Origin of the sequence: Vibrio sp. SCSIO 43009 (assembly GCF_023716525.1) — a bacterium.
Classification (GTDB): Bacteria; Pseudomonadota; Gammaproteobacteria; order Enterobacterales; family Vibrionaceae; genus Vibrio; species Vibrio alginolyticus.
On record NZ_CP071843.1, the window covers coordinates 172,784 to 188,400 of the forward strand.

The window sequence follows — 15,617 nt, forward strand, 5'->3', positions numbered from 1 at the left end:
TTCTAGCAGGGCTTTGTCATATTTGGTTTAATTAGCGATCTAAATTCAAGTTATGATTCGCTTTTGTACGCGTAGTTATAGTAGCCGTATCCATAGCCGTATGAGTTAGATGCTTTTTTCTCAACTGCATTGAGAATCACACCTTTAACTTCAACGCCTGATTGCTCGAAGCGACCTTGCGCGACTTCAATCTCCTTCAAAGTCGTTTGATCAAAACGAGCGACCATCAGAGTTGTTCCTGCAAGCGCGCCAACAATGCTTGGGTCGGTAACTGCGAGTACAGGCGGCGTATCGATGATGACTAGATCGTATTCTTTTGATACTTGTTCTACAAATTCAACAAATCGTGGATGCATCAAAAGCTCTGATGGATTTGGTGGTACTTGACCACGAGTAACCACATCCAAGTTTTCAACTTGACTTGGCTTGATTGCGGTTGCTCGATCAATTTTTCCACTTAGTAAGTCAGATAACCCTTGCTCTGCTGTGAGGCCAAAACATTGCTGTAAATAACCTTTTCGCATGTCAGCATCCACCAAAAGGACTTTTTGACCCGTTTTAGCCGCAACGGCAGCAAAGTTAGTTGATACGAACGTCTTACCAATGGAAGGCGCTGGGCCTGAAATCATTAAGACATTGTTTTTGGCTTCCAACATTGCGAAGTGTAAGCTGGTTCGAAGTCCACGTAGTGCTTCAATTGATAGATCTGCTGGATTGGCATTTGCTAAAAGAAGTAAGTCTTTGTTGTTTTTGCGTTTTAGCTTGTTCGCGACTTCCAATTGTTGTGCCGATTTAGGAACACTTGCATATACAGATATTCCAGTTTGCTCAATTACATCAGGAGAAGTCACTCCACGATGAAACGCGGTTTTTACCAGAACAAATGCGACAGCTACCATGCCTCCAAGAAGAGTAGCCAAAACCACAATCAAAGGTTTTTTTGGTTTAATAGGAACGGCGTAAGATTGTGCATTGTCAATAATACGCACATTACCCACGGTGCCAGCTTTTATGATATTTAGCTCTTGAACTTTATTCAAAAGTTGGATGTAGATTTGCTGGTTTACTTCGACATCACGAGTCATACGCAAGACTTCGCGCTGTGTTTTTGGCAGTTTTTGAACTTGTTTGTTAAGACGCTCTTTCTCTTGCAGTAATGTCTGACGTTTGTCTAACAGCGATTTATAAGCTGGGTGGTCTTGGGTGAATTTTTGACTGATTTCACTTTCTTTAAATGTTAGCTCATTAAGTTGGGCTTCAAGTGCCACCATCACTTTTAGAGTCGATTGTGCTTCGAGATTTAAATCGATAGATTCGTTTTCTTGTCTAAAACTGTTCAATGTATCTTCTGAAATAGTTAGCTTGTCCTTAATCTCGGGTAAATGACCTTTAAGGAAGTTGAGGCTCTGCTCAGCTTCAGCTGAGTTTCTTCTAACATTCTGCAAAAAATAGTTTTGAACAACATCATTTAAAACAAGCTGATTGTGGTCTGGGTATTCACCTTCAATGCTTAGAGATACAATACCTGTTTGGCTACCTCTCTCTGAAATAGAAAGTTGTGAGGCTAACTTGTTGATAGCATCTAACTTGCTTATTTTACTTATTGTAAAAGTATCTTCATTTTGAGCATTGAGCTGGTTCACTTTTACACGATAGCCATTCATCTCAATCAGTTGACCAACTGAACCAGAAAGTACCATTTGGTCTTCAAGCATCAAGCTGAATTGACCTTTCTCGATGTCTGTAGCAATCAGTTGATGAGATAATCCTCTAGCCGTTCGAGGTACTTCAAACGTGGTCAAAGAAATGTAGTTTTGAGTACCGTTGATTCGTGCTAGACCTTTACCAACAAAAGGTAAGTAATCAGGAGTGGCAATGGTTGTTAAGTTAAACTTATCAACGGTATCGCCAAGAATCATTCTCGATTTAATTATTTCAATTTCTGTAGTTGCAGATGATTCGGCAGAAAAGAGTTCTCCCATGTCACCGACCATCGCCGAGATACCACCTGAACTCTTCTTTTCGATTTGTATTAACGCGTCGGCTTTGTAAATCGGAGTTGATAGCAACGCGACCGCGATACCTAATGTTGCAAAAAAGAGTGTAATGCTGATGATAAACCATTTCGCGTCTATCAATATGCCGAAGAGCTTGCCTAGGTCGATCTCATCATCAGCAAGAGCAGATGATTGTATTGTTTGGTTAGCCATTATTTTTTATTTCGCCAAGTGATCTGAATTTATATTTTTTTTGCCCATGCATGAGCAGCATTTTCAATCAGAGATAATGCATGCTCAAAGGCTTCTCTACTCTGTCTGTATGGATCTGGAATATCCACGGAACCTATCCAGTGACCAAATAACATTGCTTTACCTCTAGCCTCCGGTACCAGCTCCGTCAAAGCATCGATATGACCTTGTTCCATCACCAATATTAGGTCTTGCTTTGCGCACAACTGAGCGGTTAGCTGCTGTGCTTTGTGGTCTAGCAGGTAGATACCACGTTCTGACGCGACAAGTCTGGCGGTTTCATCTGCTGGCTTTCCGGTTAGGCGACTTTTTTCTACGGCAATACCCGCCGAAGAAATCTGTTTATTTGGGAGTAGTTGCTGTAGTAACCGCTCTCCTGTGGGGGAACGACAAATATTACCTACACACACGACAAGAATGTTCGAAAACATGTTTTGCTCCTTATAGACAACGTTTGAATGACTTGTTTATGTTCAAACAAGCCCTTCAGAATGCTTTTTCTATGGCCAAGTCCTGACTCGAAGGACGCCTTCTGTAAGTTCATTGAAGCCTGAGATGGTAGGTACTAGTTGTGCAATAACGCGATTCCAACGACTGATAGGCGCCGCAGTGACATAAACGATGTCATACGGTTTCAGAGCAAATTCAGTACCAATAACGAGCGCTGCCGCATCGGAGACATCAAGTTGATATATGTCGCCCAGTGAACCTGCGTCTTGTGACCTCCTAATTACGAATACACCTGTCGCATCCGCTGATATCTGATTAATACCGCCAACGTTGCTCAGAGCTTCCGTAAGGCTCATGCCAGCGCGATCTATTTTCAGTAGTTTAGGATCGTTAACTTCACCCATAACGAAAACCTTTTGTGAATCATTTCTTGGCACATGGATGATATCACCTGGTTGAAGTAGCCTATTTTCAGTGAGGTCGCCTTCTTGCATCAGCGCATAAAGAGATATGTTTTCAACTATGCCGTTTCTTGTCAGTGTTACATTTTTCCAGTCGGCGTTTTCGGCTAATCCACCTGCACGGTTAATTGCATCTAACAAGGTGAGTGGGATGTTGGTGATTGGTTGTTGTCCAGGATTACTTACTTCACCAGTAATGTAGGATTTTTTCGAACGAAAAGCTGCTACGCTGACATCCACTTGAGGACTTTCTATGTACTTTGCTAATCGGCGAGAAATATCAGCACGAATTTGACGAACGTTTTTACCCGCAACTTCAACAATACCTATATATGGATAGAAGATAGTACCATCAGCATGTACCCAGTTCCCCGCTTCAGCAGAGCTGCGATAAGAACCAGCAGGAATAGTTAGTTCTGGGTGATCCCAAATAGTAATGTTTAGTATATCTCCAGGGCCAACCTCATACTCATAAGCGTTAAGTTGGCGATCTAGTTCAGGGTTGGATTTGGCTTCTATCCCCAAACTTTTAAGTTGAGATACTTTATCAAGTGTAAGTGGAAAAACATTGAAATCAGAAGTGCGACTAACATTGCTGTCTTCGACGAAGTTTTTTCCATCTGTGGAAAGGTGACTACCGGGTACAGTACATCCAGAAAGAAGTACTGAGGAAAGCACTAAACTAGCTAGCTTTTTATGTTTGAAATTCATGTTTTTTCATTCATCTGACGTAAAGAGCGAGTTGCTGGTAGCAACATTCTTTTCCAGAAAAGACTTCACAACATAACCTTATAAGCACCACCTTCTTCTATTTATAAAGTGCCCAATAAGGGATTGATTGCATCTGGAAGCATGAACTCTAATGAATTTCAATGGTTAGAGCAATAGACAGTAATGCAGCAAGTGTCCAAATAAATATCGTATTTTTATGTTTTCACTTACAAGATTTCATATTGCGGATAAAAAACTTGTTCAATTAGCTCAAATTTTGTTTATTAGCTCTATATGTAGTGTTTTCTTTCTAAAATACAACCAAGAAAGTCTACCGACTAATTATCTCGTTGTATTAAATGGGATTATTAAAAATGTGACTCATGTCTCTTTTTTGTTTTGTTGTCTTTCGACATGGTCACTTCTTCGCTAACCCCTTCCCATTCAAATACGGAAGGATGTGCGGACGTGATTCGCCAGCCAGTTTACTGGTGACTTCTTGCGACCAAGTACTCTGTTTTTGATTGCTCGAACGGTTTGCATAGTAGTTTTGCATGGTTTGGTCATACGTCTGAATATCATCCAAGTTTAGGTCTTGATACTGATTCTCATGCACCACGACATGCTTAGGTAGGCGAGGTTTTACTTCAGGGGCTTGATCTGGATGACCAAGACACATACCAAATAAAATGGCGGTATTTTTAGGTAAACCTAATAATTCGTCTACTTTTGGGGCATTGTTTCGTAAACCACCAATATACACGCCTCCTAGTCCCATCGACTCCGCCGCAAGCAAGCAATTTTGTGCCATGATCCCCGAGTCTACAGCGCCTATTAGCGTTAACTCGGTAAAATCAGCTTGAACATCTGGGTTGATACTGGCATGGCGCTGGTAATCAATACAAAACACCAAAAACTCAGCCGCGCTTTCAACGTACCCTTGATTTCCGGCATATTGAGCTAATAGTGTACGTTTTTCTTTGTCGGTCACGCGGATAATTGAAACGACTTGCAACATGCTTGATGAGGACGCCGCAAGGCCGGCTTGAAGAATGGCATCTAATTGTTCGCTCTCAATCGGTTGTGAGGTGAATTTTCGAATTGAGCGGTGATTGAGAATTGTTTGAATCGTGCTGTTCATGGTGACTTAACATCCCCTGTTACGTGTAAAGGCTGAAGACTCACCTTAGCGACATTTGATGAGTCGGTAAACTATCTCAAAAGAAAAACAATGCTTGGCGCATAAGTGTGAAGGCGAATCGAGAATACACCACTCTTTCTGTTTGAGAGCGTATATACTGTTTTTAGAATCAATAATTTAAATGCAGTGGAAAATATGAAAGAACTCATTGTTCATACAGTTACGGTGTTTATGGGCTTCTTTGCCATCATGAACCCTATCGCCAATATTCCCATCTTTTTGAGTTTAACTGCTGATGAAGATAAAGAAACCATCCGTTCCATTGCGCTCCGCTCGGTTTTTATTGCATTTATTATCATCGCGATATTTTCTATTGCCGGTAAGTTAATTTTTGATTTGTTTGGTATCACGCTTTATGCATTGCGAATAACAGGCGGTATTTTGGTGTTTTTGATAGGTTTTAACATGCTTCAAGGTGATTCGACGCATCAAAAAACCAAAGAGAAGGCGTATTCACCAGCTCAGCAACGGGCGGCATTGAGTATTGCAGTGTCTCCACTGGCGATGCCAATATTAGCTGGGCCTGGAACGATTGCTACCGCGATGAACTTTGCGACAGCGGGTGGTTTCGATCAAACCATTATTACTATCGTTTCTTTCGCTGTCCTTTGTGTGATCACCTATGTACTGTTTTTGTTTGGAGACAAATTGGTCAAAGCGGTTGGACCAAGTGCTCTAAATGTTGTGACTAAAATGATGGGCTTAATTCTAGCGGTTATTGGTACTCAAATGTTCATTGATGGCGCGGGCGAAGCCTATAAAACGGTTTTCTCCTAGATTTCTCTTAGACCTTGCCACCTTGGTTAAGCCCGCAATTACATTTCTAACGGGTACGGATTTTTTGAACTTTAGTTTTCATTTTCTAAGAGAGAAATAAATAGACTTCACCTATTTCAATAATAAGAATATTCAATTGTTGTGATTGCACGAATTTCATTACTCTTTTGGCAAGGAGAATGGGGGAAATATGGCAACAAAAGCAATTGTAGTAGAAGGTGGCGCGATGCGAGGCGTCTTCGCAAGCGGAGTGTTAGATGCGTTTTTAGAGCAGAGTTATAAACCGTTTGATTTTGCAATCGGTGTATCTGCTGGTGCATCAAATTTGATTGGGTATTTGACCGACTACCCGCATCGCAGTATTAACGTCATTACTAAGCTGGTCACAAGTAAACGCTTTTTTGACCCGACTCGCTTCGTTAAAGGTGGGGACCTCATCGATGTGAAGTGGTTGTTTGAAGAATCTAATCGCTTGTATCCCGTCGATGAAAATAAACTGTTTAATGGCGTTCCTTTTCTCGCAGCGACAACAAATGTAGATACAGGGCAGGCAGATTACTATCGCGTGACACGTGATAATTTTCACCATGCGATTGAAGCGACAACAGCATTACCGATTGCCTACAAGCATACCCCTTGTTTTTCTGGCGGTTGTTATACCGATGGTGGGGTCGCTGACTCTATCCCAGTGCGTGAGGCTTATCGTCGAGGGGCTCGCGACATAACCGTAGTACTCTCTCACCCACTGAATTATGCCAAAAAGCCAGTTAAGACCACATGGCTGATGAAGAAACTTTTTGCGGAGCACCCCAAAATGGCGGATGCGATGTTAAGACGTGCAGATAACTATAATCAATCATTGGAGTTTATTCGTAACCCTCCACCAGGAACACATGTTAGGGTAATTGCCCCACCAGATAATTTTCATGTTCAGCGCTTATCAATGCGACAATCCGTTTTACTAGAAGGGTATGAAATGGGGCTGATTGAGGGGCGAGCGCATCTCACTAGTTTATCTGGTGTTTATGGTTTAGACCGGGAAAATTGTCATTTTTGCGTTTGATTATAAAAGAGCCTCATAGTGAGGCTCTTTTTACTTAACGTTCAAAAGGGTGATTTAGTTGACTTTATCCCAAGCCATCTGCCAGTGTGAACCTATTCCAGGCTCGTAATGGTTTGCGCTTTCTTTCCACTGCATACAGTAACCAGAGTATGGGAAAGGTTTACATTGATAAATGCCCCCGTCGCTGGCAAGCACTTTTGTGCCCGCCGTGTAGCTAGATAGTCCTTCAGGGAAGACAAAATCGTACTCACCAGATGGTGGCGGAGTAACTGACTCTTCTTTTAAGTGAAAGTCGAGTGTTTGCTGATCCACCAAGTTGCCATCTTTATCCTTAATACGTGTCACGAGCATATGGTGACCCGGCTCCGATTTACTTAAAGCGAGCGATATCGCCTCTACCGAGCCGTCTTTCATTTCGTTTGCCTAACTTGCAAGTGGTTCGCGATGGTGATTGTAAACGGTGAGTTCTGCATTTAAATCGCCTTCAGAAGTTAGTGTCAGATCCAACGTTGTCGGTGTTGACTCAATGATATACTCGTCTGCTAAGCCATCTACTGTGAGTGAGTATTCTGGAACAGGAGTTTCAATGTTATAGCCGATCTCTACTCGCTCAAGGCCGCTATTTGCTTGCAGATACACCGGATTAGTACCATAAACAGGAGTGAATTTATCCTCTGCATACTGCCCGGCTTGCAGTTTTGCTTGTTCTTGGTTTAGCTTAGTCGCGAGTGCGTAAGACCAGTTTTTCGCTTGGCCCATTGCTGCATCGGTAATTTCTAGTTCAGTTCTATACGCCACGTTTTCACCTGCTTGATCAAATACGCGTGTATAAACCGAATCCCCAATATTTAAATCCATTGTAGGAATAATTTGACCGCCTTGCTTCCAATCTGGAATAACGGGACTGCCACCATCAAATTTCACATCGATCACGTTATAAAATGAGGCTGCAGTGTCGCCAACATCCCATACTGCCAGGATGACATGGTATCCCTCGCGAGTAGGCACATTACATTGATGGCTTACCTGTTTCGGGGGTTGAACCATATTGCCGTCGACGACACAGAAAGGAGTTAGATCAAAAGAGTCTCGTGATAGTGAAGCGTTTGGGTTCCAATCAGGCTTGGTGATGTAATATTTCCAGTCGCGCGTCACGTGGTTAGCGGTAAATGTCCATTCAAAAGTTTGTGTACCTGCTTGAATAGGGCGTTTTACCCAACGGTCGGCAGTTTGCTCATCAAGGGCAGCTGCTAAAGCGGTTTCGGCACTCGCTATTTTACCATCGCGAGGCCCTGTTTCGGGAAAGCCATCAGGGCCTTCAACGCTTTGCGGTTCATATTGAATCGCACCGCAGTTATTATTTTTTTCGTTAGTATCTGGCGATGGATACTTACATAGTGCCGAGCGACTTGCAGCGACACCACCATTGGTTTCTGATACATAACCGTGAGCCGCAGCACCTGAGCTAATGCTTGCAAGTGCTAACGCGAGTACGGATTTGGTTGGAAATGATTTCATCACATGTCCTCTGTTATGGCTGACAAACTAATGTCACACCCCGGCGCATGCTGAGCATAAAGCAACGCTACAGAAATTGGACTTCTGTAACACTGAGTCATGGTAACCCCGCTATCATGAGCATTCTTTTAGATTTTTAAATGCTGACAGACCGGAAGCTTTGCGTCCCACCCTTTCGAATGGTTTGCCGAAATGTGATTGAGCAGCCAAAATTTAGCTTAAGAATTTACATGTGGAAAAGTAAACGTCACTGACATGGAATCCTGTTCTCAAATTGAAAGATAACGATATCTTAACCTCGTCAATATTATGCAGTATCGTATTGCAAGATATTGATTTTAATTTTGTTTTTATCTTATTAATAATCATGGAGAATGAATGGAGGTTTGTTGGGGATAAATGGAGAGGAATCGTGCTAAGGGTGGAAGAAGTTCTGTCTAAAGGGCGGAGTGTACCGCCCTCTGGATGGTGTTATTTCGGCATAATGACAGTATCAATCACGTGAATGACACCGTTTTTAGCTTTCACATCGGTTGCGATGACATTTGCATCGTTAACCATGACTTTATCGCCCATGGTTTTAATCATCACATCTTGCCCCTGAACCGTAGTCGCTTTGTCTAGCTTAACAAAATCGGCAGCCATCACTTTCCCTGGGACGACGTGATAAGTCAAAACAGATACTAACTTGTCTTTGTTTTCCGGCATTAAGAGCATGTCGACTGTGCCGTCTGGCAGTTTTGCAAAAGCGTCATCCGTTGGTGCAAAAACAGTAAATGGGCCTTCCCCTTTGAGAGTGTCAACCAGGCCCGCTGCTTTCACCGCAGCAACAAGCGTATTGAAAGAGCCATTTTCAGCGGCAACGTCGACAATATCGGCTTTCATCATGCCATGCTCATGAGCCTGAACGGGGAGCATAAAAGATAATGTCGCCATCAGTGTCGCCGCGATAACTAAGATACGTTTGAACATAATGTGTTCCTTACTAGTTGAGGGTACAACGGGTTCCCTGGAGTGTGTTTGCATTTGTACGCATCGTGATTGAAAGATGATCATCGCGTCCTACTTTCTTTTGAGGGTCTAACATGTCGCGCAAGAATTCGTCTGCCTTCTTGTTTCACATCAGCTCGTTTCCGCCACGTCCATAAGCGCTCTCTTGCTGCCTTAGCTGCTTTGTCTGGTGCGATAAAAGGTGCAAGGTAACGGCTATCTGGCTGCAATTGATACATGACAGCTTCCATCTGGGTCATTGTCCAGGGCTCGAATAAAAGAGGGGGAGGAACCATTTGTAACTCAGGTACCCACTTGTAGATGAACGTACCGTTAGGATCATGTTCTTGGGCTTGCTTGATCGGATTATAAATACGGATTGTGTTAGTCCCGGTTACTCCTGCTTGCATTTGGAATTGTGGGTAATGAATTCCAGGCTCAAAGTCGAGAAACAGTTGCGCTAAATGCGTTACACCTACTCGCCAATCCATGTTCATGTGGTGAGTAAGAAAGCTAACCAGCATGGCACGCATGCGAAAGTTAATGTAACCAGTGTGGTGCAAACAGCGCATGCAGGCATCAATCAAAGGTACGCCAGTATGCCCGGATTTCCATGCTGCTAACTTTTCTTCATCGAAAGTACTACTTTGTCTAATCAATGGTTCGTAAGCCCGATTAACGCAGTAAAACTCCATGTCGTATTCCGATTCGAATTTTTGGATGAAGTGACAGTGCCAATGAAGCCGTGAAGACAATGCAATTAAGCTGCGACGAAATCCAGCGACTTGCCAGTGTTTCAAAAGGTATTGATAAACTTCACGCAAGGATATGTTACCCCAAGCGAGGTATGGAGAAAGTCGAGTACAGGCTGTGCGTGAGGCTGTGGGACTAGAAATACTTCGATAGTAATCACGACCTCGACGATGGAAAAAGTCCTCTAGTGTTTTCCAAGCGAGCCGGCTTCCTCCCGTTTGCATTCCTTTGCATTTTGATAGCCAGGATGATGGTGGCGAAAACGAACAGCCGAGAGCTTCTGCATCCAATGAATGCAATAAGTCGGTTTGGAGCTCAATAGGGCTTATTGAGGCTCTCATGACAGAGTCCCAATGTTTGTCCCAACCTTGCCGGTTTATTGCACCTCTGATTACAGCACCGTGTTCGAATTCAAACCAGTCGATGTTCTGCTCATACAGCCAAGCGGCAACTTGTCGGTCTCGTTCAAAGGTGCAGTTGAGTCCTATTTCTTGGTGAGAAAAAACAGCGTTGATTTGATATTGCGCTTGAATTGATTGGAAACATGCTAAGGCATCGTCAAACAGCACCGTGATTCGATGCCCATACGCTTTGAGCGTTTCATCCATGTCTTGCAGTGATTGCCAAACAAATCGCCAGTGGCGCTCAGAATAGTGTGGGTTGTTCAATAGCAATGGTTCAACAATATACAAAAGCACAGTTGGGTGCTTTGTTGATAATGCTTGAGTTAGTGGTTGATGGTCAGTCAGCCTTAAATCTCGCTTTAACCACACGACATTGATTGTTTGCATCGGAATCCTCTTTGTTTCCGATGTTGTACGCAAGTAAACCGAAGAAATCTCATCCAATGATCGGTTTTATTCTACAAAACGTAGAGGTAACTTTCAGGGAGGTGACACATGGCAATACCATTGAGTAAGTTACAAAAATACTTCTATGTAGACAAATTGGTCATTCATTCGCTTGATCTCGCATTGTACCAGGCATCTGTCGTGATTGATGGAGAAGCGCAATTTATCACTGATGACAACGGTATCTTTTTGAGGGCTCATTCCCTGATCGAGATGCAAAAGAAGTGTAGGAATATCAAAGCAAATAAGCAGGTTCTAGTGCATCAAAGTGCTTATGATGAAATGGTGGGGCTACCCGAAGGCAAAAGAGACAATCAACTAGAGGTATTGGTGAGGGATACAAAATTGTATTGAAAGAGTATTGGTGCGTAGTAAAAGCGAGCCACCTTACGGCAGCTCGCTAAATATAAGGAGAGTTGGGCTTAGTCTTGTTTACGCTGCGCTTCTTTTTGCGCGTACTTAGCGGCACGTCGGGCTTCTCTTTGCTTGGCACTTTCACCACCAACATGCTGCTCGCCTCGCTGCTCTGCAAGAACAACTTGTTTTTCACGCTCGCGGAATCGAGCAATTTGTTCTTCTGAGTGTGTGCCGTGACATTTTGGACAGCTCACGCCTTGCTCGAACAATTCTGACTGTTTGTCTTCTTCAGTGATCGGTAGACGACAAGCGTTACATAAATCGTAATCTGCTTTTTCTAGCTGGTGGTTCACTGCAACACGACCGTCAAATACGTAACAATCGCCTTCCCACATGCTCTCTTCTTGAGGAACTTCTTCAAGATATTTAAGAATGCCGCCTTCTAGGTGGTAGACCTCATCAAAGCCCTGTTCTTTCATGTAAGCCGTTGATTTTTCGCAGCGGATACCACCGGTACAGAACATCGCAACTTTCTTGTGTTTTGCCGGGTCCATGTTTTCTTTTACATAGTCTGGGAATTCACGAAAGGTTTCAGTATTTGGGTTTACAGCGCCTTTGAATGTCCCGATCTCGATTTCGTAATCATTACGTGTATCGACAACAAACACTTCAGGATCAGCAATAAGATCGTTCCACTCTTGAGGTTTCACGTAAGTACCCACTACGTGGCGAGGGTCTATACCTTCAACACCTAATGTTACGATCTCTTTTTTCAGTTTCACTTTGGTGCGATTGAATGGCTGGGTCTCAGAATACGACTCTTTGTATACGGTGCCAGTCAAACGAGGTTCGTTGTTTAGCCACTCCAGTAGCGTATCAATACCTGCACGATCAGATGCAACAGTACCGTTGATACCTTCACTTGCCAGTAGTAATGTTCCGCGAATATGGTGTTTTTCCATCAACGCAAATAATGGCTCGCGTAGCTCTTGATAGTTATTCAGCTCAACAAACTTGTACAGCGCACAAACTACATACTGACTCATGAGGTTTCCTTTAAAAATACAGGTGGTCAACGACCTTAAAATTTTAGCGGCACGAAGTATACCTGACTAAACCAGTCGGAAATACGGACAAATTATACGGATATTATGAGTAGGCGGGGCCTGGCGGTCTTTGATAGGGGGAGCATGTCCGCAGGTGAAGCCGCTATGTGTTCAAATTATAAGCATTAATTATAGTGGGTTAGGTAGGTTGGAGCCGATACTTTTGGTTTAAATTTATGCTGTTTTGGGCCCTTCAAAAAAGTTAGGCGCAAGAAGCACCAAGTAATCACCGGAGTAATTGACAAGGAAAGGACATGTCGCAGTTTTATACATGAGGTGGTGAGGGATAAAGGTTTAGGGACAAAGAGTGAATGACTGATCGCCATTGTTCATAAACCGCTATAAACGCCTTTTCATCAAATACTAAAAAGGCGTATTTCTAACGTCTGTCCTGCTTATTTCAACGCAGCTGCGGTCTGTTTACCCATGGCAATGAGCCTGTCGAGAATGCGTTCACCGTCGGCACGTAAACCGTTGTGCTCGTACTCATTGGTGATCCACGCTTTTGAATTTGGTATTAACGCGAGCGTCTCTCGACTGATATCCATTTCAACAAACATATCATCGGCGTAAACGGCGCAACTGACAGGCACTTTGTTTTGAGCCAATTGTGTTTGATCGTACAGCGCAGCCCAATCTTCTTTCGCTGCCAATATTTCTGCGGTGTCTTTTAGTGGCTTGAGGTTAACGTATTGGTCGAACATCCATGGGAAGACCATTTCCCCCGTAAAGTAAAATGGCTTGCCAGATTCATAATTAAACTCTGATCGGGTTTGGCGAACGCGGTGCGCACTCCAATTCGACGCGAAGCTTTGACAGTAAATCGATTCATGCAAAATGGCGTAGATCGGGTTGGTTTGGAAGTTTTGCTGCGCCAACATATCGTTTAAGAACTCATAACGAAGTTGTGGTTTGCCGTTCACTTCAATCAACGCGCTTTCTAGCCAATAGTAAGTTGGTAAGAAAGTATCACTCACACCAAAGTTGATGCCGATTTGTTGAAATTGTTCCACCGTGAAGCGTTGACCATTTGGTAGGTACTCTTCATTTTCTAGCAAGTGATTCGCAATGTTTTGGCAAAGTTGCTGTGCATTGGGAAATTGTTGGAAGAATGCTTGGTTTTTCTCCATGGTGCGTTTGAAGGTGGCTTCATACACATCGTCGGCATGACGCGAGACTGATGGCACGCCACCCGTGATGTAGCTTTGCAGCAAGCTGTCTGGGAACAAAGACAAATAGGTGAGGGAACAAAAACCACCAAAGCTTTGACCTAAGATCGCCCATTTTTCGACGCCAAATTGCTCACGAATGTATTCCGCGTCGCGCACGATGTTATCCGCTCGGAAGTGGCTCAAGTAGTCTGCTTGTTGCTCTGGCGTGAGGTGAGCAAGCGTCTGATGATTAATTACGCTGCTGTTGCCCGTACCGCGCTGGTCGAGAAGCAAAACTCGGTACTCTTGCAGCGCGCGCTTTACCCAGCCGCTATTGCCGTTTTGACGCGGAGAGGGAAAGCCCGGCCCGCCCTGAAAGTAAACCAACCAAGGTTTGGTCGATTCTTCATCGCCGACTAGGCAAACCGCACGGGCGAAGACTTCAATGGTGCCTTTACTCGCGTCTTGGTAATCCAGAGGAACGGTAAAGCTGTGGGGAGTGTAATGCAATCCTGCGTCGATAAATGATTGAGCGTTCATTGTTATCTTTATTTCCTTATTGAGGGGTAGCGCTACTTTACTGCGAATGGCATGAAGAACCAATGCTATTTCCCAATCGCCTCTTCAGTTCTATACCTTGGTCAAATCAATGTAAGTTCAAGAAAATGAAACGATTAGCGACTGGTGCAACTGGTTGAGTGAGCTATGCTCAATAGAGTTGCGACAAAGTAAGAGCATGGAGGAAGTCGGATGAAAGTGTCACTGGCTCGATGGACAATTGTGACTTGTTTAATAAGCGTACCTACTTTTGCCGTTGTTACGCCCAACCCACCTCAGTTACAGGCAAAAGGTTACGTATTAATGGACTTTCAATCCGGTGCCATTATTGCCGAGCATAACGGGCGAGCAGGCCTTGCTCCGGCGAGTTTAACCAAGTTGATGACCGCTTATGTAGTTGGACAAGAAATCAAAGCGGGGCGTTTGAAATGGGATGATGTTGTCACCGTGAGCGAAAACGCGTGGTCGGCCAAGTTTCCCGGTTCTTCTAAAATGTTCATCAAACCGAAAGATGAAATTAGTGTTGCGAACTTAATGCGCGGCGTGATCATCCAATCAGGAAATGATGCGTGTGTTGCACTGGCTGAGCATGTTGCAGGCAGTGAACGCGGCTTTGTCGCCTTGATGAATGGTTGGGCGGAGAAATTAGGACTGCAAGACACCTATTTTGTGAACTCCCATGGTCTTGATAGTGATGGCATCCAAACCTCACCAACCGATATGGCAAAACTCATGCAGTCGATCATCAGCGATGTTCCTGATGTGTATGCGCTATACAGTGAGAAAGTCTTCAAGTGGAACGACATTACACAGTACAACCGCAATAAATTGCTGTGGGACAATTCCATTGATGTCGACGGGGGAAAAACCGGCTACACCAGCAATGCGGGATACAGCTTGGTGAGTTCGGCCAAAGAAGGAAGAATGCGCCTTATCTCGGTGGTGATGGGCACGCCAAGTAAACAGGCTCGGATCAGCCAATCGAAGAATCTACTCAGCTATGGTTTTCGTTTTTATGACACCAAGCAAGTTGCTAAGCAAGGCCAAGTTGAGTCTAAAGTTCGCGTTTGGAAGGGAAATACCAATCAAGTTGAGGCGATCTTTGCTAAAGATGCCTATCTCACTCTGCCTCGTTCAATGACGGCTGGGCTTGATAAGAGTGTGGTGTTAAATGAACCGTTGATTGCGCCGATCGCGCAAGGAGATGAGATTGGTAAGGTCGTTTGGAAAAGCGATGACAGTACCGTGGCGAGTTATCCCTTGGTCAGCAGCCAAGCGGTAGAAGAGGGCTCGTGGTTCGCTCAGCTTTGGGACAGTCTGGTGCTGTGGGTGAAATCGTTCTTTAACTAGAATAAAAACGAGCAGAAGTGTCTTTCTGCATTTTTTTGTTGATGGCCGCCCTGCTATAACGCTGGGCGGTG

At 43.9% G+C, this 15,617-nt stretch carries 12 protein-coding genes, 1 pseudogene and 1 riboswitch; of the genes and pseudogenes, 4 read left to right on the forward strand and 9 right to left on the reverse strand.

Annotated elements, in window-relative coordinates; genetic code table 11:
* Positions 1-50: 50 nt before the first annotated feature.
* From J4N43_RS16435 to nfsA, 4 genes are all read right to left on the reverse strand, one after another.
* Positions 51-2,210, reverse strand: a complete 2,160-nt coding sequence (locus J4N43_RS16435; protein ID WP_033906668.1) for a polysaccharide biosynthesis tyrosine autokinase — start codon at positions 2,208-2,210, stop codon at positions 51-53.
* Between the two features lie 29 nt (positions 2,211-2,239).
* Entirely contained in the window at positions 2,240-2,680 is a 441-nt protein-coding gene (locus tag J4N43_RS16440; RefSeq protein ID WP_033906669.1) for a low molecular weight protein-tyrosine-phosphatase, read from the reverse strand.
* Positions 2,681-2,749: 69 nt separating this feature from the next.
* Positions 2,750-3,871 (reverse strand): polysaccharide export protein, encoded by a 1,122-nt coding sequence (locus J4N43_RS16445; RefSeq protein WP_053350000.1) that lies wholly within the window; start codon positions 3,869-3,871, stop codon positions 2,750-2,752.
* A 418-nt stretch (positions 3,872-4,289) separates the two neighbouring features.
* Positions 4,290-5,012, reverse strand: a complete 723-nt coding sequence (gene nfsA, locus J4N43_RS16450) for an oxygen-insensitive NADPH nitroreductase (RefSeq protein WP_053350001.1) — start codon at positions 5,010-5,012, stop codon at positions 4,290-4,292.
* 195 nt (positions 5,013-5,207) lie between these two features.
* On the opposite strand from nfsA, the gene J4N43_RS16455 reads away from it, so the two are divergent.
* Both J4N43_RS16455 and J4N43_RS16460 read left to right on the forward strand, forming a co-directional pair.
* On the forward strand, positions 5,208-5,849 hold the full coding sequence (locus J4N43_RS16455) for a MarC family protein (protein WP_005374889.1): 642 nt from the start codon (positions 5,208-5,210) through the stop codon (positions 5,847-5,849).
* Between the two features lie 190 nt (positions 5,850-6,039).
* On the forward strand, positions 6,040-6,912 hold the full coding sequence (locus tag J4N43_RS16460; protein ID WP_053350002.1) for a patatin-like phospholipase family protein: 873 nt from the start codon (positions 6,040-6,042) through the stop codon (positions 6,910-6,912).
* 54 nt (positions 6,913-6,966) lie between these two features.
* Here J4N43_RS16460 and gbpA read toward each other — a convergent pair.
* The 3 genes and pseudogenes from gbpA to J4N43_RS16475 all read right to left on the reverse strand — a co-directional run bounded on the left by gbpA (position 6,967) and on the right by J4N43_RS16475 (position 10,964).
* Positions 6,967-8,430: pseudogene (gbpA, locus tag J4N43_RS16465) on the reverse strand (N-acetylglucosamine-binding protein GbpA).
* Positions 8,431-8,528: 98 nt separating this feature from the next.
* Positions 8,529-8,629, reverse strand: a riboswitch (cyclic di-GMP riboswitch).
* A 272-nt stretch (positions 8,630-8,901) separates the two neighbouring features.
* Positions 8,902-9,402 carry a fasciclin domain-containing protein gene (locus tag J4N43_RS16470; RefSeq protein ID WP_053350004.1) on the reverse strand — a complete coding sequence of 167 codons (501 nt, stop codon included), beginning with the start codon at positions 9,400-9,402 and terminating at the stop codon, positions 8,902-8,904.
* Positions 9,403-9,482: 80 nt separating this feature from the next.
* Positions 9,483-10,964 (reverse strand): cryptochrome/deoxyribodipyrimidine photo-lyase family protein, encoded by a 1,482-nt coding sequence (locus J4N43_RS16475; RefSeq protein WP_053350005.1) that lies wholly within the window; start codon positions 10,962-10,964, stop codon positions 9,483-9,485.
* 108 nt (positions 10,965-11,072) lie between these two features.
* On the opposite strand from J4N43_RS16475, the gene J4N43_RS16480 reads away from it, so the two are divergent.
* The gene (locus J4N43_RS16480; protein WP_005374898.1) at positions 11,073-11,378 is read left to right on the forward strand and encodes a DUF6482 family protein; all 306 of its coding nucleotides are present in this window, start codon (positions 11,073-11,075) and stop codon (positions 11,376-11,378) included.
* A 68-nt stretch (positions 11,379-11,446) separates the two neighbouring features.
* Here the strand turns inward: J4N43_RS16480 and trhO are convergent, their stop codons facing one another.
* Entirely contained in the window at positions 11,447-12,427 is a 981-nt protein-coding gene (trhO, locus tag J4N43_RS16485; RefSeq protein ID WP_047102398.1) for an oxygen-dependent tRNA uridine(34) hydroxylase TrhO, read from the reverse strand.
* A 455-nt stretch (positions 12,428-12,882) separates the two neighbouring features.
* A complete protein-coding gene (locus J4N43_RS16490; RefSeq protein ID WP_053350006.1) occupies positions 12,883-14,178 on the reverse strand; it encodes an alpha/beta fold hydrolase in 1,296 nt (431 codons plus the stop codon).
* Positions 14,179-14,388: 210 nt separating this feature from the next.
* Here J4N43_RS16490 and J4N43_RS16495 point away from each other — a divergent pair, with 210 nt between their 5' ends.
* The gene (locus tag J4N43_RS16495; RefSeq protein ID WP_024701007.1) at positions 14,389-15,546 is read left to right on the forward strand and encodes a D-alanyl-D-alanine carboxypeptidase family protein; all 1,158 of its coding nucleotides are present in this window, start codon (positions 14,389-14,391) and stop codon (positions 15,544-15,546) included.
* Positions 15,547-15,617: the final 71 nt, after the last annotated feature.